The organism is Nitrococcus mobilis Nb-231 (genome assembly GCF_000153205.1).
Lineage (GTDB): Bacteria > Pseudomonadota > Gammaproteobacteria > Nitrococcales > Nitrococcaceae > Nitrococcus > Nitrococcus mobilis.
On record NZ_CH672427.1, the window covers coordinates 3,375,820 to 3,400,569 of the forward strand.

At 58.8% G+C, this 24,750-nt stretch carries 25 protein-coding genes and 3 tRNA genes; 21 read left to right on the plus strand and 7 right to left on the minus strand.

The features are described 5' to 3' along the window. Window positions 1–25 precede the first annotated feature (25 nt). The 7 genes from rpsA to NB231_RS17135 all read left to right on the plus strand — a co-directional run bounded on the left by rpsA (window position 26) and on the right by NB231_RS17135 (window position 5,946). Window positions 26–1,717 carry a 30S ribosomal protein S1 gene (gene rpsA, locus NB231_RS15330; RefSeq protein WP_005004629.1) on the plus strand — a complete coding sequence of 564 codons (1,692 nt, stop codon included), beginning with the start codon at window positions 26–28 and terminating at the stop codon, window positions 1,715–1,717. A 104-nt stretch (window positions 1,718–1,821) separates the two neighbouring features. Further along, complete coding sequence (locus NB231_RS15335) at window positions 1,822–2,184, plus strand: integration host factor subunit beta (protein WP_198007313.1); 363 nt, start codon at window positions 1,822–1,824, stop codon at window positions 2,182–2,184. Between the two features lie 301 nt (window positions 2,185–2,485). Beyond that, entirely contained in the window at window positions 2,486–2,782 is a 297-nt protein-coding gene (locus NB231_RS15340) for a LapA family protein (protein ID WP_005004634.1), read from the plus strand. Between the two features lie 173 nt (window positions 2,783–2,955). Beyond that, entirely contained in the window at window positions 2,956–3,705 is a 750-nt protein-coding gene (gene pyrF / locus NB231_RS15345) for an orotidine-5'-phosphate decarboxylase (protein ID WP_005004638.1), read from the plus strand. A 106-nt stretch (window positions 3,706–3,811) separates the two neighbouring features. After that, entirely contained in the window at window positions 3,812–4,072 is a 261-nt protein-coding gene (locus tag NB231_RS15350; protein ID WP_040664321.1) for a ComEA family DNA-binding protein, read from the plus strand. 445 nt (window positions 4,073–4,517) lie between these two features. Further along, window positions 4,518–5,396 (plus strand): UTP--glucose-1-phosphate uridylyltransferase GalU, encoded by an 879-nt coding sequence (gene galU / locus NB231_RS15355; protein WP_040664324.1) that lies wholly within the window; start codon window positions 4,518–4,520, stop codon window positions 5,394–5,396. Window positions 5,397–5,622: 226 nt separating this feature from the next. Continuing rightward, entirely contained in the window at window positions 5,623–5,946 is a 324-nt protein-coding gene (locus NB231_RS17135) for an EF-hand domain-containing protein (protein ID WP_005004646.1), read from the plus strand. A 59-nt stretch (window positions 5,947–6,005) separates the two neighbouring features. Here NB231_RS17135 and NB231_RS15365 read toward each other — a convergent pair whose 3' ends face one another. After that, entirely contained in the window at window positions 6,006–6,455 is a 450-nt protein-coding gene (locus tag NB231_RS15365; RefSeq protein WP_005004649.1) for a retropepsin-like aspartic protease family protein, read from the minus strand. Window positions 6,456–7,289: 834 nt separating this feature from the next. Between NB231_RS15365 and NB231_RS15370 the strand changes: the two genes are divergently transcribed. Further along, the gene (locus NB231_RS15370; RefSeq protein WP_005004651.1) at window positions 7,290–7,520 is read left to right on the plus strand and encodes a hypothetical protein; all 231 of its coding nucleotides are present in this window, start codon (window positions 7,290–7,292) and stop codon (window positions 7,518–7,520) included. Window positions 7,521–7,743: 223 nt separating this feature from the next. Here the strand turns inward: NB231_RS15370 and sodC are convergent, their stop codons facing one another. The 3 genes from sodC to NB231_RS15385 all read right to left on the minus strand — a co-directional run bounded on the left by sodC (window position 7,744) and on the right by NB231_RS15385 (window position 9,960). Then, window positions 7,744–8,268, minus strand: coding sequence for a superoxide dismutase family protein (gene sodC, locus NB231_RS15375; RefSeq protein ID WP_005004654.1), 525 nt, complete (start codon window positions 8,266–8,268; stop codon window positions 7,744–7,746). 336 nt (window positions 8,269–8,604) lie between these two features. After that, window positions 8,605–8,680: transfer RNA gene (locus NB231_RS15380), tRNA-Asn, on the minus strand. An 89-nt stretch (window positions 8,681–8,769) separates the two neighbouring features. Beyond that, window positions 8,770–9,960: a pyridoxal phosphate-dependent aminotransferase gene (locus NB231_RS15385; protein WP_005004657.1), complete on the minus strand. Its 1,191-nt coding sequence runs from the start codon at window positions 9,958–9,960 to the stop codon at window positions 8,770–8,772. A gap of 66 nt (window positions 9,961–10,026) precedes the next feature. Between NB231_RS15385 and uvrB the strand changes: the two genes are divergently transcribed. From uvrB to NB231_RS15455, 13 genes are all read left to right on the plus strand, one after another. Next, the gene (gene uvrB, locus NB231_RS15390; RefSeq protein WP_005004659.1) at window positions 10,027–12,057 is read left to right on the plus strand and encodes an excinuclease ABC subunit UvrB; all 2,031 of its coding nucleotides are present in this window, start codon (window positions 10,027–10,029) and stop codon (window positions 12,055–12,057) included. 70 nt (window positions 12,058–12,127) lie between these two features. Further along, window positions 12,128–12,204, plus strand: a tRNA-Val gene (locus NB231_RS15395). A 113-nt stretch (window positions 12,205–12,317) separates the two neighbouring features. Next, on the plus strand, window positions 12,318–14,243 hold the full coding sequence (thrS, locus tag NB231_RS15400) for a threonine--tRNA ligase (protein ID WP_005004660.1): 1,926 nt from the start codon (window positions 12,318–12,320) through the stop codon (window positions 14,241–14,243). 27 nt (window positions 14,244–14,270) lie between these two features. Continuing rightward, entirely contained in the window at window positions 14,271–14,804 is a 534-nt protein-coding gene (gene infC / locus NB231_RS15405) for a translation initiation factor IF-3 (protein ID WP_005004661.1), read from the plus strand. A gap of 99 nt (window positions 14,805–14,903) precedes the next feature. Next, window positions 14,904–15,101: a 50S ribosomal protein L35 gene (rpmI, locus tag NB231_RS15410; protein WP_040662557.1), complete on the plus strand. Its 198-nt coding sequence runs from the start codon at window positions 14,904–14,906 to the stop codon at window positions 15,099–15,101. A 20-nt stretch (window positions 15,102–15,121) separates the two neighbouring features. Then, a complete protein-coding gene (gene rplT / locus NB231_RS15415) occupies window positions 15,122–15,478 on the plus strand; it encodes a 50S ribosomal protein L20 (protein WP_005004665.1) in 357 nt (118 codons plus the stop codon). A 100-nt stretch (window positions 15,479–15,578) separates the two neighbouring features. Then, the gene (pheS, locus tag NB231_RS15420; RefSeq protein ID WP_005004669.1) at window positions 15,579–16,607 is read left to right on the plus strand and encodes a phenylalanine--tRNA ligase subunit alpha; all 1,029 of its coding nucleotides are present in this window, start codon (window positions 15,579–15,581) and stop codon (window positions 16,605–16,607) included. A 41-nt stretch (window positions 16,608–16,648) separates the two neighbouring features. Then, window positions 16,649–19,030, plus strand: a complete 2,382-nt coding sequence (pheT, locus tag NB231_RS15425) for a phenylalanine--tRNA ligase subunit beta (RefSeq protein ID WP_005004671.1) — start codon at window positions 16,649–16,651, stop codon at window positions 19,028–19,030. A gap of 8 nt (window positions 19,031–19,038) precedes the next feature. After that, window positions 19,039–19,341, plus strand: coding sequence for an integration host factor subunit alpha (gene ihfA / locus NB231_RS15430; RefSeq protein WP_005004673.1), 303 nt, complete (start codon window positions 19,039–19,041; stop codon window positions 19,339–19,341). Next, complete coding sequence (locus NB231_RS15435; protein ID WP_005004681.1) at window positions 19,319–19,675, plus strand: MerR family transcriptional regulator; 357 nt, start codon at window positions 19,319–19,321, stop codon at window positions 19,673–19,675. Before ihfA ends, NB231_RS15435 begins: the two co-directional genes overlap by 23 nt. Window positions 19,676–19,727: 52 nt before the next feature. After that, window positions 19,728–19,804 (plus strand) — tRNA-Pro (locus NB231_RS15440). An 870-nt stretch (window positions 19,805–20,674) separates the two neighbouring features. Continuing rightward, entirely contained in the window at window positions 20,675–22,513 is a 1,839-nt protein-coding gene (locus tag NB231_RS15450; RefSeq protein WP_005004684.1) for an IS1634 family transposase, read from the plus strand. Between the two features lie 236 nt (window positions 22,514–22,749). Next, window positions 22,750–23,268, plus strand: coding sequence for an inorganic diphosphatase (locus tag NB231_RS15455; protein WP_005004688.1), 519 nt, complete (start codon window positions 22,750–22,752; stop codon window positions 23,266–23,268). Between the two features lie 121 nt (window positions 23,269–23,389). Here NB231_RS15455 and NB231_RS15460 read toward each other — a convergent pair whose 3' ends face one another. The 3 genes from NB231_RS15460 to NB231_RS15470 form a co-directional block, all read right to left on the minus strand. Next, entirely contained in the window at window positions 23,390–23,764 is a 375-nt protein-coding gene (locus tag NB231_RS15460) for a type II toxin-antitoxin system VapC family toxin (RefSeq protein ID WP_005004690.1), read from the minus strand. Further along, entirely contained in the window at window positions 23,752–23,970 is a 219-nt protein-coding gene (locus NB231_RS15465) for a ribbon-helix-helix domain-containing protein (protein ID WP_005004691.1), read from the minus strand. The genes NB231_RS15460 and NB231_RS15465 overlap by 13 nt, the downstream gene beginning before the upstream one ends. Window positions 23,971–24,108: 138 nt before the next feature. Continuing rightward, a complete protein-coding gene (locus NB231_RS15470) occupies window positions 24,109–24,687 on the minus strand; it encodes a hypothetical protein (protein ID WP_005004693.1) in 579 nt (192 codons plus the stop codon). Window positions 24,688–24,750: the final 63 nt, after the last annotated feature.

The following is a 24,750-nucleotide window of genomic DNA, read 5'->3' on the forward strand; positions in this document are numbered from 1 at the left end:
ATTACGGTCTAGGATCAATGCACCCATGAGCGAAAGCTTTGCAGAACTTTTCGAGGCGAGCCTGACACAGGCGAATTTACGACCCGGCGCGATTGTAATGGGTAAAGTGGTGGCGATTGAGGGCGAAGATGTCATCGTCAATGCGGGCTTGAAGTCCGAGGCGATCATTCCCCTCGAGGAGTTCGTCGACGATGATGGCCAGGTCGAGGTGAACGTTGGCGACGATATCGAGGTCGCGCTGGATGCGGTGGAGGACGGTTTCGGTGAGACCCGTCTCTCGCGCGAAAAGGCCAAACGGGCGCGTGCTTGGACGCATCTCGAAAAGGCTTACGAGGCCAGCGAGAGCGTGACCGGTCAGATCAGTGGCAAAGTCAAGGGTGGTTTCACGGTCGATCTGGGGCATATTCGTGCGTTCTTGCCGGGATCGCTGGTGGATATACGGCCCGTGCGTGACACCACTTACCTCGAGGGAAAGGATCTCGAGTTCAAGGTTATCAAGCTCGATCCGCGGCGCAACAACGTCGTGGTATCGCGCCGTGCCGTGGTGGAGGAAGAATACAGCGCCGAGCGCGAGGCGTTGCTGGAGAAACTCCAGGAAGGGCAAGTTCTCAAGGGGATAGTCAAGAATCTCACCGACTACGGGGCGTTCGTCGATCTGGGTGGTATCGATGGCTTGTTGCATATCACGGACATGGCCTGGAGGCGGGTAAAGCATCCCTCTGAAGTCGTCAATGTCGGCGATGAAGTCGATGTCAAAGTGCTTAAATTCGATCGCGAGCGCAACCGTGTCTCTCTGGGGCTGAAGCAGTTGGGGGAAGATCCGTGGGAGAATATCGCCCGGCGGTATCCCGAGAGCAGCCGGGTCTTTGGTCGGGTGACCAATATTACCGACTACGGCTCCTTTGTCGAGATCGAAGAGGGCGTCGAGGGGCTGGTACACGTTTCCGAGATGGATTGGACCAACAAAAATGTCAATCCCGCCAAGGTGGTGACCATTGGTGAGGAAGTGGAAGTAATGGTCCTTGATATCGACGAGGAGCGACGTCGCGTCTCGCTGGGCATGAAGCAATGCCAAGCCAATCCGTGGGATGAGTTTGCAGCCAAAAACAACAAAGGCGACCATGTCTGCGGCCAGATTAAGTCGATCACGGATTTTGGGATTTTTGTGGGCCTTGCTGGCGGGATCGACGGGTTGGTTCATCTCTCGGATCTCTCCTGGAACATCACGGGCGAAGAGGCCGTGCGGCGCTATAAAAAAGGTGAGGAGGTGGAGACCGTCGTGCTCTCGGTGGATCCGGAGCGTGAGCGAATCTCTTTGGGTATCAAACAGCTCGAACAGGATCCGTTGTCCTCCTGGGTGGCCGAACATCCCAAGGGCAGTCTCGTCAAGGGGAGTGTCAAAGAGGTGGACGCCAAAGGAGCGGTTATTGAGCTCGGCGGCGAAGTTCTGGGTTATTTGCGCGCTGCGGATATCGGCCGGCAACGGGTCGACGATGCGCGTACGGCGCTTGGGGAAGGTGATGCTGTAGAAGCTAAATTCATGGCGGTCGACCGGCGTAATCGCATGATCAATTTATCTATTAAGGCGAAGGATCAGCAAACGGAACGTGAGTCCGTAGAAGACTACGCGCGCCCCTCCAGCGCGGGCACCACCACGCTGGGTGACCTGCTCAAGGAGCAGATGGGTAGCCGTGCCCAAGATGCCGAAGACGAGTGAATATTCATTCCGTGACCGTGGCTGTCGAACCGAGTGCATTATGGTTGCTCGGAGCGGATTCCTAATATGTTCCAAAGGCGTCAAATGGCCGCCCCGATTGACGAATGGTTAGTGGCGCGTATGCATCGAGTTTGTTGGTAGACATGATGACCAAGTCTGAGTTGATCGAGCTCATTGCTGCCAATCAGCAGCATCTCGCTTACAAGGATGTGGAGCTTGCCGTAAAGACACTGATCGAGCACATGAGCGAGGTCCTTTCCTCCGGCGAGCGGATTGAAATTCGGGGGTTTGGCAGTTTCTCCCTGCATCATCGTCCGCCCCGAATCGGGCGAAACCCGAAAACCGGCGACCCAGTGGTTTTGCCGGGAAAATATGTACCGCATTTCAAACCAGGAAAACAGATGCGGGAACGGGTCAATTCCAGTCGTGACAAGCCGTATCGTTTGGGAGGTTCTGTTAGACCGTAGATAATTAAGATTATTGGGCCGTATGCTGGATCGATTCAATGCCGGGCGAGCCATGGACATCCGCGTTGGGCTTGGCTGGCAGGTTCCAGCAGGTTGAGTGCATGCGATCTACTCCCGATCGCGAGAGTGTACGGGTCCGTTGCGGATACGATTTAAAGTAAAAAGCGGCTACACTGCACTAATCGGATGTACACCATCTTGGTAAATGCCGCCTCGGCGGTACGTAGCCGCCCGAGGTAGGGCAGGGTATTAGGGAATTGAGCGGCCGGGCTATATCTGGCTCTTGGGATGGTTGAAGAATATGCGACGACTCGTCGATTTGGTTGCAATCCTCATCATCGTAGTGTTGGGGCTCAGCTTTGCCATGCTCAACACCGAGGTGACGCATCTGAATTATTATTTTGGTTCCATCCGCACCCCATTGTCACTGTTGCTGATTGCGGCGTTGTTTGTAGGTGCTGTTTTGGGTGCGTTATCCACCGTCGGCCTATTGCTGCGCCAACGGGCAGAGATTGCGCGGCTGCGTCGGCGCAGTAAGGTGGAGCACAAAGTGCTCAGTGAGCACGGCAAATTGCCGCTCGGCGGGACGTCTTCGTAGCTAGACGACAAGAGCGCGGCTTGAACAGCGCACGTAAACACCGTGATGGCCTGCCAGGTGAGTGGCAAGCGGATGTCGGGAATGGGCCCATTTCCATCGGTTTGTCCGGTTTTCGCCGGAATGACAAGAGAGCACTGACTACGTTTCCTTGAAGAGGCGAAAGGAAACCACACTTGCCCAGCGCCGACCGTACCCATCAATGTGATTCCGTTGAACCGCGGATCGTCGTGGCGCTCGACTTTGCCTCCGCCGGACGGGCTTTGGAGCTGGTCGATCGGCTCGACCCGGGCCGGTGCCGCCTCAAGGTGGGTAAAGAGCTTTTCGTACGTACTGGCCCCGAGTTGGTCAAGCGCTTGGTCGATCGTGGCTATAGTGTTTTTCTCGACCTAAAATTTCACGATATCCCAAACACTGTGGCAGGTGCTTGCCGGGCCGCTGCCGATCTCGGGGTGTGGATGGTCAACGTGCACGCATTGGGTGGCAAGGAGATGCTAACGGCGGCGCGGCGGGCGATCGACTCCGATAGCCAGCGGCCGCTGCTGATTGGGGTTACGCTGCTTACTAGCCATGATATTCAAAGCCTGGGTGAGATCGGTCTTCAAGGGGACCCGTTAACCGGTGTAACCCGGCTGGCAGAGCTGGCACAGCATACGGGTTTGGACGGTGTCGTGTGCTCAGCACAAGAGGCATCCGGACTGCGGGCTCGTTTTGCCAAGGACTTTCGGCTGGTTGTACCCGGTATCCGAGCGTTCGGTGCGCGGACCGACGATCAGCGTCGGGTGGTGACCCCGGCCGCAGCCATCGCAGCCGGTGCGGATTATCTGGTAGTGGGGCGGCCGATTACGCGAGCGGCGGATCCACTTTGGGCGTTGAGTGCGTTGGAGCAGGAGATGCGTTCGGCTCGCCGCCGTCTTGACCGATAAATAAAAAATGGTACTATTTCACACTTGCCTCCAGGGTGACGGGGGTGAAATGGAGCTGAGGTCCTTCCGATCTCTTGCCAGGGAATTGCATGGAGAGAGGCTGTTTATGAAAGTATTTCGCGTAATTACGCTTATCGGGGCGCTAGTTCTGATGCCTGCCTTGGCCTTCGGGGCTAAGATCAACATTAACAAGGCGGGTGTGCAAACCTTGCAAGAGCTGGATGGAGTTGGTCCGTCCAAAGCTCAGGCTATCGTTACTTATCGTGAACGCAACGGCCGCTTTCAGGCACTGACCGACTTAACGAAGGTGCGTGGTATAGGCGAGCAGACTCTAGACGCTAATCGGGATCAAATTGCCGTGCAGTGAGCTGACGCTCGCTATCGTTCGACGAAAAGGCCGCGTTCTTACGCGGCCTTTTTCGTATTTTTATCGGCCGTGGTTCGTCTGCTCTTCCGTATTATCTGCATGCCCAGCCCTTGTTTGCATAAGATTGCAGAATTCCGAGCATACCCTCACGTTGCCGCTAATCAGACGCCGTGGCGTGAGCGGCGCGGACTCTGTATACGACGACAGCTTTGTTCGCCCAAATCAACGATTCTTGTCCGGTGTGCTGTGCACACTCCGGAGTTCAGATGGGTCACCCGCCAGACCTGCAGCGCGTAGCGAATGGATTCAACCATTCGGTTGCTAATCGAGCTGCCACCTTAGATGCTATGTCAATTTGAATCCATGGTGCATGCTCATGGATGATAGTTGTTTTGCGGTAGGCGATTTGCCTGCCCGCAGGGAAAAAACTTGGGAGAAGGCGAGCATGAGCAAAGCGATCCGTAAAGCAGTCTTTCCGGTGGCTGGCTTGGGTACCCGGTTTTTGCCTGCAACCAAGGCTAACCCGAAAGAGATGTTGCCCGTGGTGGATAAACCCTTGGTGCAGTATGCCGTCGAGGAGGCGGTGCGGGCGGGCATTGAGGTTCTGGTTTTCATCACTGGCCGCAACAAGCGCAGCATTCCGGACCACTTTGACAAAGCCTACGAGTTGGAATCCGAACTTGAGGCGAAAGGGAAATCCAAGCAGCTAAACACAGTGCGCAATATCATTCCTGCCCATGTCACTCCGATCTACATTCGCCAGACTGAAGCGCTCGGACTAGGGCATGCGGTGCTCTGCGCTGAACCGGTGATCGGTGATGAGCCATTTGCCGTGATTTTGGCCGATGACCTTATCGATGACGCCGAGGGCAATGGCTGCCTTGACCAGATGGTTGAGCAATACGCTGCCTCGGGTGCAAGCATTCTTGGCGTGCAACGGGTGCCTGCGGAGCATACTGATCGATACGGCATCGTCGATGCCACGGTGTGCTCTGCCCGCGTGAGTCGCGTGCAAGGCCTTATAGAGAAACCGCGGCCGCAAGAGGCACCATCCAATTTGGGTGTGGTGGGTCGTTATATACTCAATCCGGGGATATTCCGCAAACTCCGGCAAACAATCCCCGGCGCGGGCGGTGAAATACAGCTAACAGACGCCATTGCCGCCTTGATGGAGGATGAAACGGTGCTTGCCTACGAATTCCGTGGCATTCGCTACGATTGCGGCGACAAACTGGGCTATCTCCAGGCGCAGGTGGAATTCGGTCTCAAGCACGCAGAACTGGGCGATGAGTTTCGCGAATACTTGCTGGGCCGCACACAATGATGTGCAGCTTGAACGAATTCTACCGACTCCTGTAGCTCGATAACGACGGGTCCGCCGCTTGTAGAAAAATAATATTTGATTAAAGGATATAACCGCCAGGCTGTATTGTCTATGTACGTAGATGTCGTTCAACTACAGCGCTTTAGAAGTACGTTGAATAATCCATTTCAATGAAAGTTATTTGTAACTTCTTATTAAACCAAGCCACAACCTAAGGAGGTTGGTTATGAAGGCGAAGTGGATGACAGCTGCGATGATCGCTGCGTTCTCAGGGGCGCTTGCCGTAGGTACGGCGGCGAGTGCGGGAGGAATGGGCAGCAGCCACAGCGGCGAGCAGGGAACCAGCTTTAACAAGTTGGATGCTGACCAGGATGGACGCATCAGCCAGCAGGAGGCGGCTGCGAACCCGGCGCTGGCTGAGCGTTTCAAGCGTCTCGACCAGAATGGTAACGAACAACTCGACCAAGGCGAGTTCGCGCAGTTCGAGACGATGCAGCGTGAAAAGCGCAAAACGAAGGTCGATGAACACAAGGGCATGGAGCATTGGTAATCACCCCTGCCTTCATCAGGGGACGTCACAAGGGCGTCCCCTGTGATTTGTTTGGGTTTTCAGTCCAAGTTTGCCGTATGCGTGTCAGGCTGGCAGCCATCGAGCACCAGTGTCGGCGGATCCACAGCGAATTGGAACGGCGCGGCCTGACGCAGAGCGCTTAGGCCGAGAATATTACGTGTCTGGCCAGGAAAGACTGCGGCCTCGACATTAGTGAGCACACAATCCTGGCCAATCATTACCGAGGCGATTCGGTAGACGGGAACGGTGATTTGACCGCCATCGGCCAGAGTGCCGATCAGATGCTTGATGTAGTCGGCTTGGTCATTGGCTTTGAGCGAGTTCAAGGCCGCCTGATTAATGGCCATGTGGCTTGCCCCCGTGTCCACGAGAAAGTCGCCCGTACCCCAGCCTGCAATGCTTACCGGAACATAATAGGTCGCGGTCCCCTTATCATGCATTGGCACCGTTATCTGGTCATCGGCCAGCATCGGTATCGGCAGCATCATTACATAATAAAAGCCAATTATTCTAATGAGATACCATGTTGACCCCACGTCACATTCCTCCCCCTCCAGAGTCTCGCTTCGTGTATGCAATATAACCCGTTCGGGTGCGGTTGAGTCATCGCAGCAGTAGCATAGATCCTTGCCAATGATTGAGGGAGGGGTCACGTATGCGTTCGATACTTGTCGGCCATCGAGTTTTTGAAGCAATAGCTTGGCCCCGTCGAGCCATTTTCAGCGCCTATGAACGGTACTGTATCCTGCGCCGTGCCTGACCCGCGTGGTTTGCCGATCCCGGGGTCGGAAGGGTGGCGTTGCGCGCAGAGCAGGCGAGGGCATAGCGCATTTCGCTTGTATTGTGCTTCCAAAGGCGCATGCCGATTGATCTCGTACTGATGCGCCACCACGTTAGGGTAAGGCAAGAACCTTGCTTGGATTGTGGGCAGGCAACGACTATAAGGATTATCTAAGCTGAATTATCGAATCAATAAAATCGAATCTATATAGAGTACCATGCGACCGTGCAAGGGTACTCGGTAGTGGGGCTCAGTGTCGTTGACAGCAGCGCTGAGTAAGTCCTGTAGGTGGTTCCCGATGCAAAGCCCTAGAGCGAAAAATATGGGGCCGTACTGAACGCCTTGGGTGTGGCGTAGCCAACACCGATCGAAGCCGCCCCATAGGCAAAGTCGACCAACTCGGCTCGTCCGTAGCGGTTATACGTGGCCGAGCCGAGAGGCCATAAATTGTTTGAGCAACGGCGATTTTGGCGATAAGGCCTGGATCAAAGGGTAAGCGCTTATTTGCAATTTCAGAATTAAGGGGAGGAGAGGATCGATTATGAGTAGTGAAGAAGCGCACGCTAACGATCTTGCGGCCGCTCGCAAGGCAGTAGAGGAGGGGCGGCAGCAGGTAAAAGAGCTTACCGAGAATATCGGGGAGGCTATGGCGGTTAATGATAACAAGCAAGCCGGCAAGATTCTGCGTGAGCGTCAGAAAGCGCAGCGCGAACTCGATCGTCTGGAAGAGGCGCTGCGAGCATTGGAAGAGGGGCAGAGTCACGAAGCGTAGCCTATTTGGGGCGCTTTAGGGGTTGCCCAACGAGCAGCGTGGGGTGGAGAACAATTACTCGTAAAGCCGTGCGGTAAAGGGTGGAAGCGGGAGTTTCGAGCGCTGGGAATGGGTCCGCGCCAGCCGATCGGCGCTGGCGCGGAGCCTGGATTGGCCATCCCAGGCAAGGACAAGCCTGCGCGAAGGCTGCCGGCCAAATCCCGGTGTATCTTGGCCTCCGAAGCTATTCCACCACGCCGCAAGCGAGGCGAGAGCCCCCGCCACCAAGCTTATGCGGCTCGTCCGCGTAGTTGTCCCCACCACTGTGAATCATAAGTGACCGCCCGTGCAGATCGCTCACCTTGAGCCGGGGTGCCAATACGGGCTGATTGGATTTGCCTTGCGTGTCGACATACAAGGTCGGGAGATCTCCGAGGTGACCGCTTCCATACGGGCCAGCGTGGTTTGCGGCGCCGTTCGGCGCGTAATGCCCTCCTGCGGCCAATCCGGGCACCGTCTGGCCGTTCTTTTGTGCCGCGCCGCAAGTGGCGTTCTGGTGCACATGGAATCCGTGTAGTCCAGGGGGTAGGTCGCTCAGATCCGGTGTAAAGAGCGTGCCATACTGAGTATCCTCGGCCTTGATGGTCCCGATTTTCTCGCCGCCCCCCGTTTTTTGTAAAAGCCGCATGGTCACGGTCGTTTTCTCGGTATTCGCGCAACCGGCACCGACGGCGGCGGTGGCGAGGGCAATGATCGCTGTTCTTAGCATGGGTTCGACTCCTAGGTGCTCTGCACGGTGACACTGACGGCAAGCAGTTTTGAGCATTGCTGCACGGTTTCTCTGCACTCGCAAGCGGTCAGGCTAATCCCAATCCCGAGCATTAGACTGGTTTGAGGAAGCCCGCCGGGCGAGTGTTGCCGCTTGGCAAGTCTCCGCGAATCGTCTGCCTTAGATCTGCTGTTGCACCCGCAACACGGTTCGACATTGCCGCTGTGCTATTGCTCATCGACCAGTCTGGCCTTGTGCGGTTGCTTTCGATCTTATGCACACGCCCTAAACAGGCAAGAAAAAAGGGCCCAGCCTTTTGAGCTAAGCCCTTGTTTATGGCTCCCCGGGACGGGCTCGAACCGCCGACCCGGTGATTAACAGTCACCTGCTCTACCGACTGAGCTACCGGGGAGTGGTCACCCTCACAAAAATCGTATTCTACCGGGCCGAATGCCGGCGTCAACAAACATACTCAAGTTCGAGATATGTTTTCATCGGGGTTTATTGGCATCCAAACACTTTCTCCAGCCGACCCATGGCATTCTCCAGGTTCTCCATACTCGTGGCATACGAGATTCGGGTATGCCCGGAGAGCCCAAAAGCCGAGCCGGGGACCAGTGCCACGCCGGCGGTACCGATAAGATATTCGGCGAGTTCGATATCGTTGTTGACCCCGTCCAGATTGCGGATAGCGCCGCGCATGCTAGGGAAGCAATAGAAGGTACCGTCACCGGCCGCACAATGAACTCCGATCATGGAATTAAGCCGCTCGACAACGTAGTCGTGGCGCTCTTTGAATGCTCGCAGCATAGGGGCGATGCAGCTTTGATCTCCGCTCAGCGCCGCTACCGCAGCCGCTTGGGAGATGGAGCTGGGATTGGATGTGCTCTGTGACTGAAGCTTTTTCATGGCGGCGATCACGGGCGCCGGGCCGGCCGCGTAGCCAAGCCGCCAACCCGTCATGGCGTAGGTCTTGGACACGCCGTTTATGATCACTGTCCGCTCGTTGAGCTCGGGACACAGCATGACGATGTTGGCGAACGGCTCCGTGGTCCAAAGGATGTGCTCGTAGATATCGTCTGTGGCGATCAATACTTCCGGGTAGCGCTTGAGCACCGCGCCGAGTGCCGCGAGCTCAGCGTGGGTATAGGCCGTCCCACTAGGGTTGGACGGGCTGTTAAGGAGCACCAAGCGGGTCCGGTCGGTGATGGCCTCCTCGAGCTGCTCGGGCAGCAGCTTGAAACGCTGGTCCTGGCCAGCCTCGACCACCTCCGGCACGCCTTCGGCGAGCAGCACCATATCTGGGTAGGAAACCCAGTATGGAGCTGGTACGACCACCTCGTCGCCGGGATCGAGAATGGCGGCCATAAGATTGTAAAGGCACTGCTTGGCGCCGCTGGAGGCTATGATTTGATTGAGTTCGTAGTGCAGTCCGTTTTCGCGCTCGAACTTGGAGCGGATGGCTTCTTTGAGCTCGGGGGTGCCGTCCACTGGTGTATAGCGGGTTTCGCCCCGTTCGATCGCCGCCACTGCCGCTGCTCTGATATGCTCAGGTGTGTCGAAATCGGGCTCGCCGGCGCCGAGCCCAATGATGTCGTGTCCCGCCGCGCGCAGCTCGGCTGCGCGCGCCGTTACCGCCAGCGTCGGCGAGGGTTTGACTCGCTGCACGCGTTTTGCCAGTCGTATGCCCAAGGCCCACCTCCTGAATCGTCGATTTTGCCATTTATACAGGATTAAGCGTTAACGCGGCAGGGTGCTATGTCCAGACGCTTCGAGCTCCGCTCCAGATATCAGCCCGCCGGTGATCAGCCAGGCGCCATCGAAGCGCTTTGCCAAAGTCTCGTCCTTGGCAATCAACACCAAACCCTACTGGGCGTTACCGGCTCCGGCAAGACCTTCACCATGGCGAATGTCATCGCGCGTCTGCAGCGACCCGCTTTGGTGCTGGCGCCGAATAAGACATTGGCGGCGCAGCTCTATGGCGAGTTCAGAGAGTTTTTTCCCACCAACGCCGTGGAGTACTTCGTCTCCTACTACGACTATTATCAGCCCGAAGCCTATGTACCGGCCTCCGATACTTATATCGCGAAAGATGCCTCGGTCAACGAGCACATCGAACAAATGCGACTCTCCGCCACCAAAGCCATCATCGAGCGCCGCGACACGATCATCGTCGCGTCGGTCTCCGCCATCTACGGTCTCGGGGATCCGCAGGCCTATTTGAGCATGGTGCTGCACTTGGTCCGCGCTGATCGCATGGATCAGCGCTTTATTCTGCGCCGCTTGGCCGACTTGCAATACAAGCGCAACGACGCGGAACTGCAGCGTGGCACCTATCGGGTGCGAGGCGATGTCATCGACATCTTCCCGGCGGAATCAGAGGAGCAGGCCGTGCGGATCGAGCTCTTCGATGACGAGATCGAATCGCTCTCCTACTTCGATCCGCTCACAGGTGAGGTGATGCGGCGCGTGCCGCGGCTGACGATCTATCCTAAAACCCACTATGTGACCCCACGGGAGACGCTGCTCGACGCCATCGACAAGATCAAGCAGGAGCTCAAGGCGCGCCTAGAGGAGCTGCGCCAAGCGGGCAAGCCATTGGAAGCCGAGCGCCTCGAGCAACGCACCCGGTTTGATCTCGAGATGATGGCGGAACTCGGTTATTGCAGCGGCATCGAGAACTATTCGCGTTATCTCTCGGGGCGGGCAGCCGGCGAACCGCCGCCGTGCCTGCTCGATTATCTGCCGGTCGACTCCCTGCTGTTCGTGGATGAATCGCACGTGACCGTGCCCCAGCTCGGCGGGATGTTCCGTGGCGACCGCTCGCGTAAGGAAACTCTGGTCGAGTATGGCTTTCGGTTGCCCTCGGCGCTCGACAACCGGCCGTTGCGGTTCGACGAGTTCGAACGTTTGGCACCCCAGTGCATCCATGTCTCGGCCACCCCCGGCTCCTACGAGGCGCGTTGCTCTAGGGTGGTGGTGGAGCAGGTGGTGCGGCCGACGGGATTGGTGGATCCGGCAGTCGTGGTTCGCCCCGCTGCCAGCCAGGTGGACGAGCTGCTCTCGGAGATTCGCGAACGGGCGGAGATCGGTGAGCGGGTGTTGGTGACCACGTTGACCAAGCGGATGGCCGAGGATCTGACCGACTATCTGGCCGAGCACGGTGTGCGTGTGCGCTACCTGCACTCGGATATTGATACCGTCGAGCGCGTGGAGATCATCCGCGATCTGCGCCTTGGCAAATTCGATGCCCTCGTGGGTATCAATCTCCTGCGCGAGGGCTTGGATATCCCGGAGGTCTCGCTGGTGGCGATTCTGGATGCCGACAAAGAGGGTTTTTTGCGCGCTGAGCGCTCGCTCATTCAGACCATCGGTCGGGCGGCTCGTAACATTCATGGCACGGCTATTCTCTATGCGGATGCGATGACCGATTCCATGCGTCGGGCGATCGATGAGACCGAGCGCCGCCGCGCCAAGCAACTCGCTTTCAATGTTCGGCACGGGATCACCCCGCGTGGTATTGAAAAGGCAGTGGCGGATATCATGGAGCGGGAGAGCGGGGGCGCGCCGGACTCGCCGGAGCACTTTGCGCGGGTGGCCGAAGTGGCAAGCCCCTACGTAAAGCTCTCCCCCACCCAAGCGGTCAAGCGAATTCAGGCGCTCGAGCAGCGTATGCACAAGCATGCTCGTAATTTGGAATTCGAGGAGGCCGCGCAGCTGCGCGATGAGATCAAGCGGATCCAACACTACGCATTGGGCGAGCCGGATAAGGCGGGATCACAAAGCTGATGGGCTCACGCGCGGTTCCCCATGCGCCTTGTCACATTGCGGGGCCTTCGGTATATTATCCGATCAGCTCAGGCGCGTAGCTCAGCTGGTTAGAGCACCACCTTGACATGGTGGGGGTCGGTGGTTCGAGTCCACTCGCGCCTACCAGCCGCATTCTTCCTAGGCATCGCTGTGGGCGATGCGATCTTGCGTTCCGACCGGCAACCAACGGCGGAGCGAGACAAGTGGCCCCTCGTATAGGCCACCACTGCGGAGTATAGATGCCTACCGTAACGCTTCCCGACGGCAGTGAGCGTCGCTACGACCGCCCGGTCACCCTGCGGCAGGTGGCCGAGGACATCGGCCCCGGGCTGGCCAAAGCCGCCGTGGCGGGTCGCCTGGACGGCCGCGTGCTGGATCTCGATCACCTCATCCAAGAGGATGGCGCGGTGTCGATCGTGACCAGCCGGGACGCCGAAGGCCTGGAGATTCTTCGTCATTCCACCGCCCATTTGCTTGCGCAGGCGGTCAAACAGCTGTACCCGGACGCTCAGGTTACCATCGGCCCGGTGATCGAAAACGGCTTTTACTATGATTTTGCCTACCAGCGAGCCTTTTCCGAGCAGGATTTACGGGCGATCGAGGTGCGGATGGAGGAACTCGCCCGCGCGGATATCGAGGTGCAGCGGGAAGTTTGGGACCGCTCGGAGGCGATGGCATTTTTCCGCGGCATCGGCGAGGAGTACAAGGCTCGGATCATCGAGGAGATCCCGCCGGCCGAGGTGGTCTCGCTCTATCGCCAGGGTGATTTCATCGATCTGTGCCGCGGACCGCACGTGCCACGCACCGGTATGCTCAAGGCGTTCAAGCTGACCAAGGTTGCCGGCGCTTACTGGCGTGGGGACGCCCGCAACGAGATGCTCCAACGCATCTACGGTACCGCCTGGCCGGACCGCAAGGCGCTGCAGCACTATCTGCACGCTCTCGAGGAAGCTCAGCGGCGCGACCACCGTCGGCTCGCCAAAATCCAGGATCTTTTTCATTTGCAGGAAGAAGCCCCTGGAATGGTGTTTTGGCACCCGAACGGCTGGCGAGTCTATCTGTTGCTGCAGGACTATCTGCGCGCCAAGCTCGACGCGCATGGCTACCGTGAGGTTCGTACCCCGGAGCTGGTTGATCGCAGTCTTTGGGAGCGTTCGGGGCACTGGCAGAAATTCCGTGCCGATATGTTCACCACGGAGTCCGAGAAGCGAGACTACGCGGTCAAGCCCATGAACTGCCCGTGCCATGTGCAGATCTTCAATCAGGGGCTGAAGAGCTATCGGGATCTGCCTTTGCGCTTGGCCGAGTTCGGCAACTGTCACCGCAATGAGGCGTCGGGGACGCTGCATGGCCTGATGCGGGTGCGTAACTTCGTGCAGGATGATGCGCACATCTTCTGTACCGAGGAGCAGATCCAGAGCGAAGTGGCGGGGTTCTTGGATCTGGCCGAGGCGGTTTATCGCGATTTCGGCTTTGATGAGGTTATCGTGGCTCTGTCGACCCGCCCGGAGCAGCGAGTCGGCGCCGATGCGCTCTGGGACAAGGCCGAGCAGGCTCTCGATCAAGCGCTCCGGGCGAGGCGTTTGGATTGGGAGGTCAAGCCCGGAGAGGGGGCTTTCTACGGGCCCAAGATCGAGCTGTCGATGAAGGACAGCCTGGGTCGGGTTTGGCAATGCGGCACAATGCAGGTGGATTTCTCGATGCCGCAGCGGTTAGGTGCGCAATACGTCGCCGAGGACGGTGCGCGGTTGGTTCCGGTCATGCTGCATCGGGCCATATTCGGCTCGTTCGAGCGTTTTATCGGGGTTTTGATCGAGCACTATGGCGGCGCGTGGCCGGTGTGGCTAGCTCCGATTCAGGCCGTGGTGCTCAATATCACGGATCGCCAAGGCGCCTACGCCAGCGGCATTGAAAAACGCCTTGCAGAACACGGCTTTCGCGCCTATGGGGACTTGAGAAACGAGAAGATCGGCTTTAAAATCCGCGAGCATACCCTGCAAAAGGTTCCCTATCTATTAATCGTAGGGGAAAGAGAACGTGAATCCATGACCGTGGCCGTGCGGACTCGCGAAGGTGAAGACCTCGGGTCCATGCCGCTGAAAGCCTTCATTGAACGGCTGAGTGGTGAGGTGGCACAGCTCGGTCGTATCGTTGCGGAGGATTAAAGGATCGCTGCGAGAAGGAAACCGGCGGTGCGCCGTGGTGGCACCACAGACAACAGGCGGGTAAACCGCGAAATTCGGGTTCCGAATGTTCGCCTGATCAACGAGGAGGGCGAGCAGGTCGGGATCATCGACATTGAGGATGCGCTCAATTCCGCCGAGGAGGCTGGCTTGGATCTGGTGGAGCTCGACGGGAATGCCGATCCGCCGGTGTGCCGGGTCATGAACTACGGCAAGTGGAAGTTCGAGCAATCCAAAAAACAGCAGGCGGCGCGCAAGAAGCAGAAGCAGGTTCAGATCAAGGAAGTCAAATTTCGTCCTGGAACGGATGAAGGTGACTACCAAGTCAAACTGCGCAACCTCAAGCGGTTTTTGGAAGACGGCGACAAGGTCAAGGTCACGCTTCGCTTCCGCGGTCGAGAGATGGCGCATCAGGAGCTCGGTCTGGAGTTGCTCGAGCGAGTGGAGTCGGACCTCATGGAGCTCGGTGCGATCGAGCAGCGCCCAAGGATGGAGGGCCGCTTGATGGTCATGATGCTGTCCCCGAAGCGGAGCGCACGTTAGCTCACCCCGGTTTTAGCACAAGCTAGGCCGCGACTCGGCCTGGGGGGTGGGATTTTGTTCAGTGCGATTTTTATTATCGCGCAGGCGGAGAGTTTTGGGATGCCGAAGATCAAGACCAATCGGGGTGCGGCGAAGCGATTCCGCAAGACAGCCAGCGGACGCTACAAACGGGCGCATGCGTACCACAATCATCTTCTGACCAAGAAAGATCCCAAGCGTAAGCGGGGTCTGCGCGCCACGGCGCTGGTCGCACCAGCAGATAGCGCTATGGTACGGCGTTTACTGCCGTATCTGTAACCGGATGCCGGGAGAACAACATGGCGAGAGTCAAACGCGGGGTTATCGCGCATAGCCGACACAAGAAGATCTTAGGCAAGGCCAAAGGGTATTATGGGGCTCGCCGTAAGACCTTCCGTGCGGCGAAGCAGGCGGTCATCCGGGCTGGTCAGTATGCTTACCGCGATCGTCGGCAACGCAAGCGTGAGTTTCGCTCGTTGTGGATTCAGCGCATCAATGCCGCCGCCCGTCTGCACGGCCTTTCTTACAGCCGGCTGATCGACGGGCTGCACAAGGCTGGTATCGAGATCGACCGCAAGGTGCTTGCTGACCTTGCCGTGCATGATATGGCCGGGTTTGCCGGACTGGCGGATCGGGCCAAAGCCGGTCTCGGCTGATACGGCTGCCGGCGCCGCGTTTGCGGCGCACTGGGAGGGCCGGAAGGGAAAGAGCAGCGCGGGCGCCTTTCCCTTTTTTTATCGTCACCGCGAGATGGCTATGACCACCCAAGTTGAGGAACTCGACAATCTGCTTCAAGAGGCGATCGGGACCGTGGCGACGGCCGGTTCATTGCCTGAACTCGACCGCGTACGGGTGGCGTATCTCGGCAAGAAGGGTGTGGTGACCGCTCGGCTGAAGGCCTTGGGCGCGCTGCCACCGCAGCAGCGTCGGGCGGCGGGTCAGGCGATCAATCGGGTCAAGCAGTCCTTGGAGCGGGCGTTGGCAGAACGCTGTGAGGTATTGCAAGAGGTCGAGCTGGCACAGAGTTTGGAAGCCGATCGAGTGGACGTCACGCAACCCGGCCGGGGCGAGACGATCGGCGGCCTACATCCCATTACCCGGACTCTGGAGCGCATCGAGGATTTGTTCACCAGCATCGGTTTCACCGTGGCGGAAGGGCCGGAGATCGAAGACGATTACCATAACTTCGGCGCGCTCAACATTCCCGAGCACCATCCGGCGCGTGCCATGCACGATACGTTTTATTTCGACACGCACCGCTTGCTGCGTACCCACACTTCGCCGGTGCAAGTGCGGATTATGGAGACGCAGGGTGCGCCGGTTCGTGTGATCGCCCCCGGACGCGTCTATCGCTGCGATTCGGATCTGACCCATACGCCGATGTTCCACCAGGTAGAGGGGCTGCTGGTGGACCATGGTGTAACATTTGGCGAGCTAAAAGCGGTGTTGGACGAGTTCGTCAAATGCTTCTTCGAACAAGATCTCGCCGTGCGCTTCCGTCCCTCGTATTTCCCGTTCACCGAGCCTTCTGCCGAGATGGACGTGCAGTGTATGTTCTGTCGCGGGAGTGGTTGCCGAGTGTGCAGCTCGAGTGGCTGGCTGGAGATGTTGGGCTGCGGGATGGTCCATCCGGCCGTGTTCGAGTGCGTGGGCATCGACGCCGAGCATTACACTGGTTACGCCTTCGGTATAGGCGTAGAGCGGCTTGCGATGCTGCGCTATGGAGTCAACGACCTACGGATTTTTTTCGAGAATGATTTGCGCTTTCTGCGGCAGTTCCGTTAGGTGGTGGACGGGCGTTCGCCCATTCAGCTCGGGGGAATTCCATGCGGATCAGTGAACAATGGTTACGTGAGTGGGTGGCGTTCGAGGTGCCCGCCGCGGAGCTAAGCCGTCGTTTGACCATGGCGGGCTTGGAGGTCAGCAGCGTACAGGCGGCCGCTCCGGCTTTCTCCGGGGTCATTGTCGGTGAGATCGTGCAGTGTGTTCCCCATCCGAACGCGGACCGGCTCAAGCTCTGCGAGGTGCGCGCCGGCGATTCGGAATTGGTTTCGATCGTATGCGGCGCACCCAATGCCCGCACGGGTTTGAAGGCACCCCTGGCACAGGTGGGTGCGCAATTGCCGGATGGGCTGCGCATTCGCCAGACACGGCTGCGCGGTGAGCAATCCGAGGGTATGCTCTGCTCGGCCAAGGAACTCGGCCTCGCGGACGAAGCCGCCGGACTGCTGGAGCTCCCCCAGGATGCTCCGAGCGGCATGGATTTGCGCCAATATTTGAGCCTCGATGAGCATCTCATCGAAGTGGATCTCACGCCCAACCGCGGGGATTGCCTGAGTATGGCCGGCGTGGCGCGCGAGGTCGGCGTGCTGCTGCGCAAGCCCGTGACGGAACCGTCGTTCGAATCCGTAGCGGCGGTAATCGACGATGAGCGACTGGTTCATCTGGATGCTCCGGCGGATTGTCCACGCTACCTCGGGCGAATTGTACGTGGGGTAGACGCCCGCGCGCCGATACCGCTGTGGCTCCGTGAGCGCTTGCGTCGGGCCGGCATCCGACCGTTGTCGGCCGCGGTAGATGTCACCAACTACGTGATGCTCGAGCTCGGCCAGCCGCTCCACGCCTTCGATTTGTCTACGCTGGAGGGTGATATTCGGGTGCGTCGTGCCGCTGCGGGTGAGGAGTTGGCGCTTCTCAACGGCGCGAGCGTGGAACTCGACGAGCAGACGTTGGTGATCGCCGATACGCACCGGCCGGTGGCGCTGGCGGGTATCATGGGCGGTGCGCCGACGGCGGTTACTGAGCAAACGCGCGATCTTTTTCTCGAGGCGGCGTTTTTTGCGCCACAGACCATCGCCGGGCGGGCCCGTCGTTATGGCCTGCACACCGACTCCGCGCATCGCTTCGAGCGCGGTGTCGATCCCAACCTGCCGCGCATCGCCATGGAGCGGGCCACACGGTTGTTGATCGAGATTGCGGGGGGGCGGCCCGGGCCGGTCCGTGAAGCCTCTGATGCGGCCTGTCTTCCCCCCGTCATGGAGCTTACGCTGCGCCCCGCACGGGTCGCGCAGCTGCTCGGCAGCGAAATCCCTCACGCTGAGATGCACGAGATCCTCGAACGGTTGGGGATGAGCGTTACGGAATCGAGTGCGGATGCTTGGTCGATTCGCGTGCCGGGTTACCGCTTCGATATCGCTCGAGAGGTGGACCTGATCGAGGAAATCGCCCGTGTCTGGGGCTACGATGAGTTGCCGGCACGGCGAGCGCCGGCTCAGCTCGCGATGATCGCGCGTCCGGAGCGAGTGCTCCCCATACGGCGTTTGCGGCAGTTATTGATCGATCGGGGTTATCAGGAGGCGATCACCTACAGTTTCGTGGCACGCGAGCTTGAGCAGGCGTTGGATCCTGCAGCGGCACCGATAGCACTGGCCAATCCGATCTCGGCCGACCTCGCGGTCATGCGCACGAGCCTCTGGCCCGGCTTGATCCGCGCTCTGCTGCACAATCAAAAACGCCAACATGAGCGGGTTCGTTTGTTCGAGACTGGATTGTGTTTCAGCGGCGGCCTCGAGGCGCTCAGGCAGGAGCCGGCCCTCGCGGGTATCGCTTGCGGCTCCGCTTGGCCGGAGCAGTGGGGCATGCCGCGCCGCAGCCTGGATTTTTTCGATATCAAAGGGGATGTGGAGGCGTTGTTGGCTTTGACGGGCGAGTCCAAGGCCTTTCGCTTCGCTCCTGAACCGCATTCGGCGTTGCATCCGGGTCAAAGTGCGCGTATCTACCGCGGAGACCGCGGCGTTGGCTGGGTCGGGGCGCTGCATCCGCGCGTTCAGCGCACGCTCGAGCTCAGTGCGCCAGGGTTTGTCTTCGAGTTGGCGCTGGCGGAGATCGAGGCTGCCGTATTGCCTGCCTTTCAGGATCTATCGCGTTATCCTTCGATTCGTCGGGATCTGGCGATCGTCGTCGATGAGGCTGTTGCGGTGCAACAGGTGCAGGATTGTATCCGTGCCGCTGCAGGGGAGAATCTACGCGAGATCGTGGTTTTTGACCTGTACCGCGGCCAAGGGGTGTCGGTAGGCCGAAAGAGTTTGGCCATAGGCTTGATTTTACAGGATTCTTCGCGCACCCTAACGGATAGAGAGGTGGAGGAATTCATCAGTTGTGTGGTCGGCCAGCTGAGGCACCAGCTCAAAGCAGAACTGAGGGAGTAGCAGGCCATATGGCATTGACCAAAGCCGAGATGGCTGAGCGTCTGTTCGACGAGCTCGGCCTTAATAAGCGCGAAGCGAAGGAGTTGGTTGAGAGCTTTTTCGAGGAAATACGCTGCGCCCTTGAGCAAGGAACTCCCGTCAAGCTGTCGGGTTTTGGTAACTTTGATCTCAGGGACAAAAACGAACGTCCAGGGCGTAACCCAAAGACCGGTGAGGAAATTCCCATCTGCGCTCGGCGCGTGGTGACATTCCGTCCGGGTCAAAAGCTGAAAGCGCGGGTAGAAACGTATGCTGGAAACGTCAAACAATGACGAGCTGCCGGCCATTCCGGCCAAGCGCTATTTCGCCATCGGCGAGGTCAGCGATCTGTGCTATGTCAAGCCGCATGTGCTGCGCTACTGGGAGCAGGAGTTTCCGCAGCTCAAGCCGGTCAAGCGCCGCGGCAATCGGCGTTACTATCAGCGCCAGGATGTTATTCTGATCCGCCAGATCCGCTCCTTGCTCTACCAGCAAGGGTATACGATCGGTGGAGCTCGCCAGAAACTCTCCGGCGAGGGCGCCAAAGAGGACCTGATTCAAAGCCAACAGGTTATCCGCCAAGTTCGCTTCGAATTGGAAGACATTCTCGTAATGCTTAAGCGATGAAGTGGATTCTTTGTCGGTATGGCGCGAACTGGTGTATGCTCAGCTAATGTGCCGGGGTGTAGCGCAGTCTGGTAGCGCACCTGCATGGGGTGCAGGTGGTCGGAGGTTCGAATCCTCTCACCCCGACCAAAACTGGAGGCCGGTCAGTGATTTGCGTAAGTGGCTGAGCGGCTTTATTTCGTGATGGGAAGGTGGCGGTAAAACTGGAGTAAAATTCAGCCGGATTTCACCACCAGACCGGTCTCCGCATCCACGTACCTCACTTCCGCGCCATCTTGGGTGGGCTGTGTCCCATGAGGCGTTGGATCGCCTCTCCTCAGGCCATCCGGCCTCGCGATAGAGGCCGCCACCAAGCGTCCGAATCTCGTGAAAGGTTGGCCTCTGATCGGCGGCGAGGTCCGCCCCAATCTTGGCCTTATCTCGCAGTTCCTTGAATGTCCTTGTCAGTATTTCCGGCGCAACCTGGAAGGGGTGCGCCTTGCGCTCCGTGTAGTCTCACCGGCGCCTCTCCAGCTTGCGGTGGGATAAGGAACGGGCAGGCTACGTCATCGCGACAGCGGCCGATGACTTCACGGGGCTCAGCGCCAATGCGGATATATCCGGTACCGTACCCCTCGACTTTCTGTTGGTCGACGAAGAGCCAGCCTGGCTCGCGCTCGTTATTGAAGTGCATCCACACAAAATCCTACCGTCGCTGCAACCTCTGTATGGTGTGAAGGGCATCGGAAAGCCGTGTACGAGAGAACCGTATGCATGGTTTGGTGAGGGGGGGCAGGCCAACATGGCCACGCATCGGTTATTGAGGCACCGCCAGACGGAAGGGGCGGCAATAGCTAGCCCATCTTTAACGCTCTCTGCCTGATTTCGGGCTGATTTGGGCGTGTATGCGAAGAGAAGTTATTGATTCGTATAGTGGCGAGGGTGGCGCGCTGGATGTAGTGCCATAATATTTGTTGTTATCCCTTGTGCGGAGCGCCCGCCCACGCTAGCCTCGCGGGCATGTTCATCCGCCGCACCCAGACCCGCAGCACGGCCACCGGCGAGTCGTATGTCACGTATCGTCTGGTGCGCTCCGAGCGGCGCGCCGGTAAGGTCCGCCAGCGCACCCTGTTGAACCTGGGGCGGCACTTCCCAGTGGCGCAGGCACACTGGTCGGCGTTGTGTGCGCGCATCGAGCAACGGCTCAGCGGCCAGGCGGCGCTGTTCGACGAGGAGGGGAAGGGCCTCCCGCTCGCCGTCGAGCGCCAGGCCGAGCGTATTGCGGCGCGGCTGCTCGCCGAGCAGGGCGGTACGCCGGCACCGGCCGATGCTGGCGGTGTACCCGGCGGTGGGGGTGACGTGCAGTCGGTGGACGTGGACTCGCTCTCACTGGTGCGCCCGCGCTCGGTGGGCGTCGAGCAGCTCGCCCTGTGGGCGCTGCGCCAGGCGGGCTTGGAGGAGCAGCTCCAAGCGCTGGGGCTGACCGGCCCGCAACGTGCGGCGGCGCTGGGGCTGATCGTTGCCCGCATGGCCGCCCCGGGCTCGGAGCGGGCGACGTATCAGTGGCTCGCCCGGCGCAGCGGCCTCGGCGAGCTGCTGGAGGTGGACTTCGAGGCGATGAGCCCGATGCAGCTCTACCGTACCTCCGATATCCTGCTGCGCCACCGCGCGGCCCTCGAAGGGCATTTGTTCGCCCGGGTGAGCGATCTGTTCGCGCTCGCCCCGACAATCACGCTCTACGATCTGACCAACACTTACTTCGAGGGCGAGGCACCGGTCAATCCGGCCGCGCGCCACGGCCACTCCAAGGAGCGGCGCAGCGACTGCCCGCTGCTCACCCTGGCGCTGGTGCTCGATGCCTGCGGCTTTGTGCGCCGCTCGCGGGTCTTCGCTGGCAATGCGGCCGAGGCGCAGACCCTCCAGGGGATGCTCACCGGCCTCGCGGCGCCCGCCGGCGCGCTTGTGGTCATGGACCGCGGGGTGGCCACCGAGGCCAACCTCGCCTGGCTGGCCGAGCAGGGCTACCGCTATCTGGTGGTCAGCCGCGAGCGCCGCCGCGCGGTCGATTTTAAAGAGGCCATCACCCTCGACAACGCCGGCGGGCAGGCCGTGGAGCTACTCAAAGTGCCCTTGGCCGATGGCCAGGGGGTGCGCCTGTATTGTCGCTCCGAGGGCCGCGTGCGCAAGGAGCAAGCGATCGCCGGACGCCTGATGGACCGCTTCGAGGCTGGGCTCGACAAGCTTGCGACCGGACTCAGCCGGCGGGGCACCACCAAGCGCATCGACAAGCTCTGGGAGCGCATCGGGCGGCTCAAGGAGAAAAGCCGCGGCCTCGGCCAGCACTACCACATTGAAGTGATCGCCGGTGACAGCGGCGAGCGCGCCCGTGCGATCCACTGGCAGCGCCTGCCCGTGAAAGGCTCTCTGGTCACCGAGCCGGGCGTCTATTGCCTGCGCAGCAACGAGACCGGCTGGGACGAGAAGACAATGTGGCGCACCTACATCATGCTCACCGACCTTGAGGCGGTCTTCCGAAGCCTGAAATCGGAGCTCGGCCTGCGCCCGATCTTCCATCACAAGGAAGAGCGCGCCGAGGGGCACCTGTTCATCACCGTGCTCGCCTATCAGTTCGTCCAGCTCATCCGCCACCGCCTCGCCGCCCACGGCATCTGCGAGCGTTGGAGCACGCTACGCGATACCCTCGCCGGCCAGTGCCGGGTCACCGCCACGTTCAACCGCGGCGATGGCCGCACCCTGCACGTGCGCAAGGCCACCCGCGCCGAGCCCGATCAGGCGCGAATCTATCAGGCCCTCGGGGCCGATCCCGCCCCGGGCGGCGTGCAGAAAACAATCGTGTGAGCCCGCTGATTTATAAAATGAACGTAATGTAGTGCCACTCGCCGCCGCGGCCGATCTTAACTCTCTGAGTATCGGGAAGTTATTTTTGGGGACGTTAAACTTGGGCTAGGTTGACGCTACGGAAATGGTAACCTGTTCTCTACTCTACCTATGACTCTTGCTATTCGTTATGTTTTTTCGACTTATGTGTAGGGTGATGGCCTAAATGATCTCTCGACTCTGATTATGGTGCTGCCGTGAATACCGAGATCGTCGACGATGCCGCCGAACCACAGGCGACGACCGAGAGTTGCCATCTCGTCGTCGAGGTGGTTATCGAGATTCCCCGATGGAGCTTTCTCAAGCGCGGATCGACAGGCAGTATCGACTTCATCTCTCCCCTGCCTTGCCCGTTCAACTACGGCTCCGTACCCGACCGCCTAGGCCTCGAGGGCGATCTGCTCGACGCCGTGGTCCTCGGGCCGCGGCTGGCCATTGGAACCCGCATCAAAGCCCCCGCGCGTGGTGCAGTCGGCCTCGCCGAGCGCGGCCTGTACGATGACAAGCTGATCTGCAGCGAACGACCAGTCACAGGAAACACCCGCCGGCAGGTCCTGGCGTTTTTTCACACCTATATCTTTGCCAAACGCCTACTCAACATGATGCGCGGCTTGCCCACCGATGGCTACTGCACGGGCTGGGGCGACGCCGTTACGGCGCTCGCCCGATCCGGGCCACGCGATGCGACCTGGAAAGGCCCCGCTGTCCCTTTCTGACCCGACTCGCACACTGGATGCGACAACCATCCATACGGTGCTCACGGGCCGCATCTTTAAACAAGAAGAAGCGACCGCATGACGGCACGCTACCTGAGGCCGTGCAGAGGCAGCTTTTATTTCAAAGCTGGTAGGGCAGCCTGATTCCTGGAAGATCCGTGGAAAAGTCTTTCGTGTTGCGAGTGACAAGCAGGGCGCTGTGCTGTTGGGCGGTTGCCCAGATAATTGCATCCGGCAATCGTATACGGGCGTGACGGCGGAGTGTTACTGCTCGCTCCGCGATGTCAGCGTCTATCGGTAGTAGGTCGAACGATGCAAGGAATCGGCGCACCGGCAGCTCTTCATCGGCAGACCGGCAGCCTATCAGGACTTCCATCCACGTTATCAGACTGATCAGTCGGCAATTGTAGAGCTTAAGCTCATCACGCGCCTGGACGATTCCGTTGAGATAATCGACGAGAATATTCGTATCGAACAGCGCCTTCAAGGTGGCCACTCCTGGCGAAGCGCCTCCTGGTAGGACAGACCATCGCAGCGGTTGGCCCACACGCCGAAAGCTTCTTCGGTCGGCTGCGGCGGATGGGTATCGAGATAGTGACGTACAGCGCGCCGGACGGCTTCTGCTTGCGAGATCCGTTCCCGCTTCGCGAGTGCCTTGATTGCTTGGAGCTCTTTTTCGGGAAGATCGACTATAGTGCGCATGACGTAGAACTCATTCTATATCAGATGACGATATCATATATAATTTTTTGCTGTTGACGCAATTCGCAGCAGTCGGGTCATACCGATAAACGAGTGCACTCGATGTGTTTAAACAAGACGTGACCCTGAAAGCTCGCACTAATTTAAATTCGGTGCACGCCCGAAGATGTCCTTAAATCGGCTGATCTTTGCATTTAATGATTTCTCGATCATTAGGGCTATCATACCCCGCATTTTTCTCCGCTGTTCTTTACTCAATTTGGCGGCCTGTTTATCGCCATACATCTCGCTAAGGGCTTTATAGCTAAGACTTGAATCCTTTATCAACCCCTCGGTTCCGTCAAATCCAGCCAGTTCCTTGCCGATGGCTTGCGTGCGTTCGCTCATCGTAAATTCAAATTTTGTACCGTGATCGATAATATAATTGAAAGCCTGTTCCATATCTTCCATCATAGATATTAAATACTTGATGAAAATAGTGGCAGCATCTTCAATGCGCTTTTTCTTTTCTTCAGGATAATCTTTGATATGAAGCGTGAAACCCTCTAATGCCTCTTGGTACTGAATGATATTTTTCTCATCAATTCTAGGCTCTGCCCCGATCAGGTATATAGCTGCCCGTGTGTCGTTTTTGATACGCACATTCCAGTTAATTTTGCTAATATCGTCATGCCACAGCAGCCCTTCTGCTGTGAGGTACCAAGCATACGGCGGCACAAATACGGCAACAAATCCGGTGGCAGTATCATGCTTCTTGAAACCGTGATAAATTCCGAAGAA

What these genes read in the sequence shown, in the direction of transcription:
- rpsA (WP_005004629.1), top strand. Translation starts at nt 26, where the DNA reads ATGAGCGAAAGCTTTGCAGAACTTTTCGAGGCGAGCCTGACACAGGCG.
- NB231_RS15335 (WP_198007313.1), top strand. Translation starts at nt 1,822, where the DNA reads ATGGTTAGTGGCGCGTATGCATCGAGTTTGTTGGTAGACATGATGACC.
- NB231_RS15340 (WP_005004634.1), top strand. Translation starts at nt 2,486, where the DNA reads ATGCGACGACTCGTCGATTTGGTTGCAATCCTCATCATCGTAGTGTTG.
- NB231_RS15350 (WP_040664321.1), top strand. Translation starts at nt 3,812, where the DNA reads ATGAAAGTATTTCGCGTAATTACGCTTATCGGGGCGCTAGTTCTGATG.
- galU (WP_040664324.1), top strand. Translation starts at nt 4,518, where the DNA reads ATGAGCAAAGCGATCCGTAAAGCAGTCTTTCCGGTGGCTGGCTTGGGT.
- NB231_RS17135 (WP_005004646.1), top strand. Translation starts at nt 5,623, where the DNA reads ATGAAGGCGAAGTGGATGACAGCTGCGATGATCGCTGCGTTCTCAGGG.
- NB231_RS15365 (WP_005004649.1), bottom strand. Translation starts at nt 6,455, where the DNA reads ATGATGCTGCCGATACCGATGCTGGCCGATGACCAGATAACGGTGCCA.
- NB231_RS15370 (WP_005004651.1), top strand. Translation starts at nt 7,290, where the DNA reads ATGAGTAGTGAAGAAGCGCACGCTAACGATCTTGCGGCCGCTCGCAAG.
- sodC (WP_005004654.1), bottom strand. Translation starts at nt 8,268, where the DNA reads ATGCTAAGAACAGCGATCATTGCCCTCGCCACCGCCGCCGTCGGTGCC.
- uvrB (WP_005004659.1), top strand. Translation starts at nt 10,027, where the DNA reads ATGTCCAGACGCTTCGAGCTCCGCTCCAGATATCAGCCCGCCGGTGAT.
- thrS (WP_005004660.1), top strand. Translation starts at nt 12,318, where the DNA reads ATGCCTACCGTAACGCTTCCCGACGGCAGTGAGCGTCGCTACGACCGC.
- rpmI (WP_040662557.1), top strand. Translation starts at nt 14,904, where the DNA reads ATGCCGAAGATCAAGACCAATCGGGGTGCGGCGAAGCGATTCCGCAAG.
- rplT (WP_005004665.1), top strand. Translation starts at nt 15,122, where the DNA reads ATGGCGAGAGTCAAACGCGGGGTTATCGCGCATAGCCGACACAAGAAG.
- pheS (WP_005004669.1), top strand. Translation starts at nt 15,579, where the DNA reads ATGACCACCCAAGTTGAGGAACTCGACAATCTGCTTCAAGAGGCGATC.
- pheT (WP_005004671.1), top strand. Translation starts at nt 16,649, where the DNA reads ATGCGGATCAGTGAACAATGGTTACGTGAGTGGGTGGCGTTCGAGGTG.
- ihfA (WP_005004673.1), top strand. Translation starts at nt 19,039, where the DNA reads ATGGCATTGACCAAAGCCGAGATGGCTGAGCGTCTGTTCGACGAGCTC.
- NB231_RS15435 (WP_005004681.1), top strand. Translation starts at nt 19,319, where the DNA reads ATGCTGGAAACGTCAAACAATGACGAGCTGCCGGCCATTCCGGCCAAG.
- NB231_RS15450 (WP_005004684.1), top strand. Translation starts at nt 20,675, where the DNA reads ATGTTCATCCGCCGCACCCAGACCCGCAGCACGGCCACCGGCGAGTCG.
- NB231_RS15465 (WP_005004691.1), bottom strand. Translation starts at nt 23,970, where the DNA reads ATGCGCACTATAGTCGATCTTCCCGAAAAAGAGCTCCAAGCAATCAAG.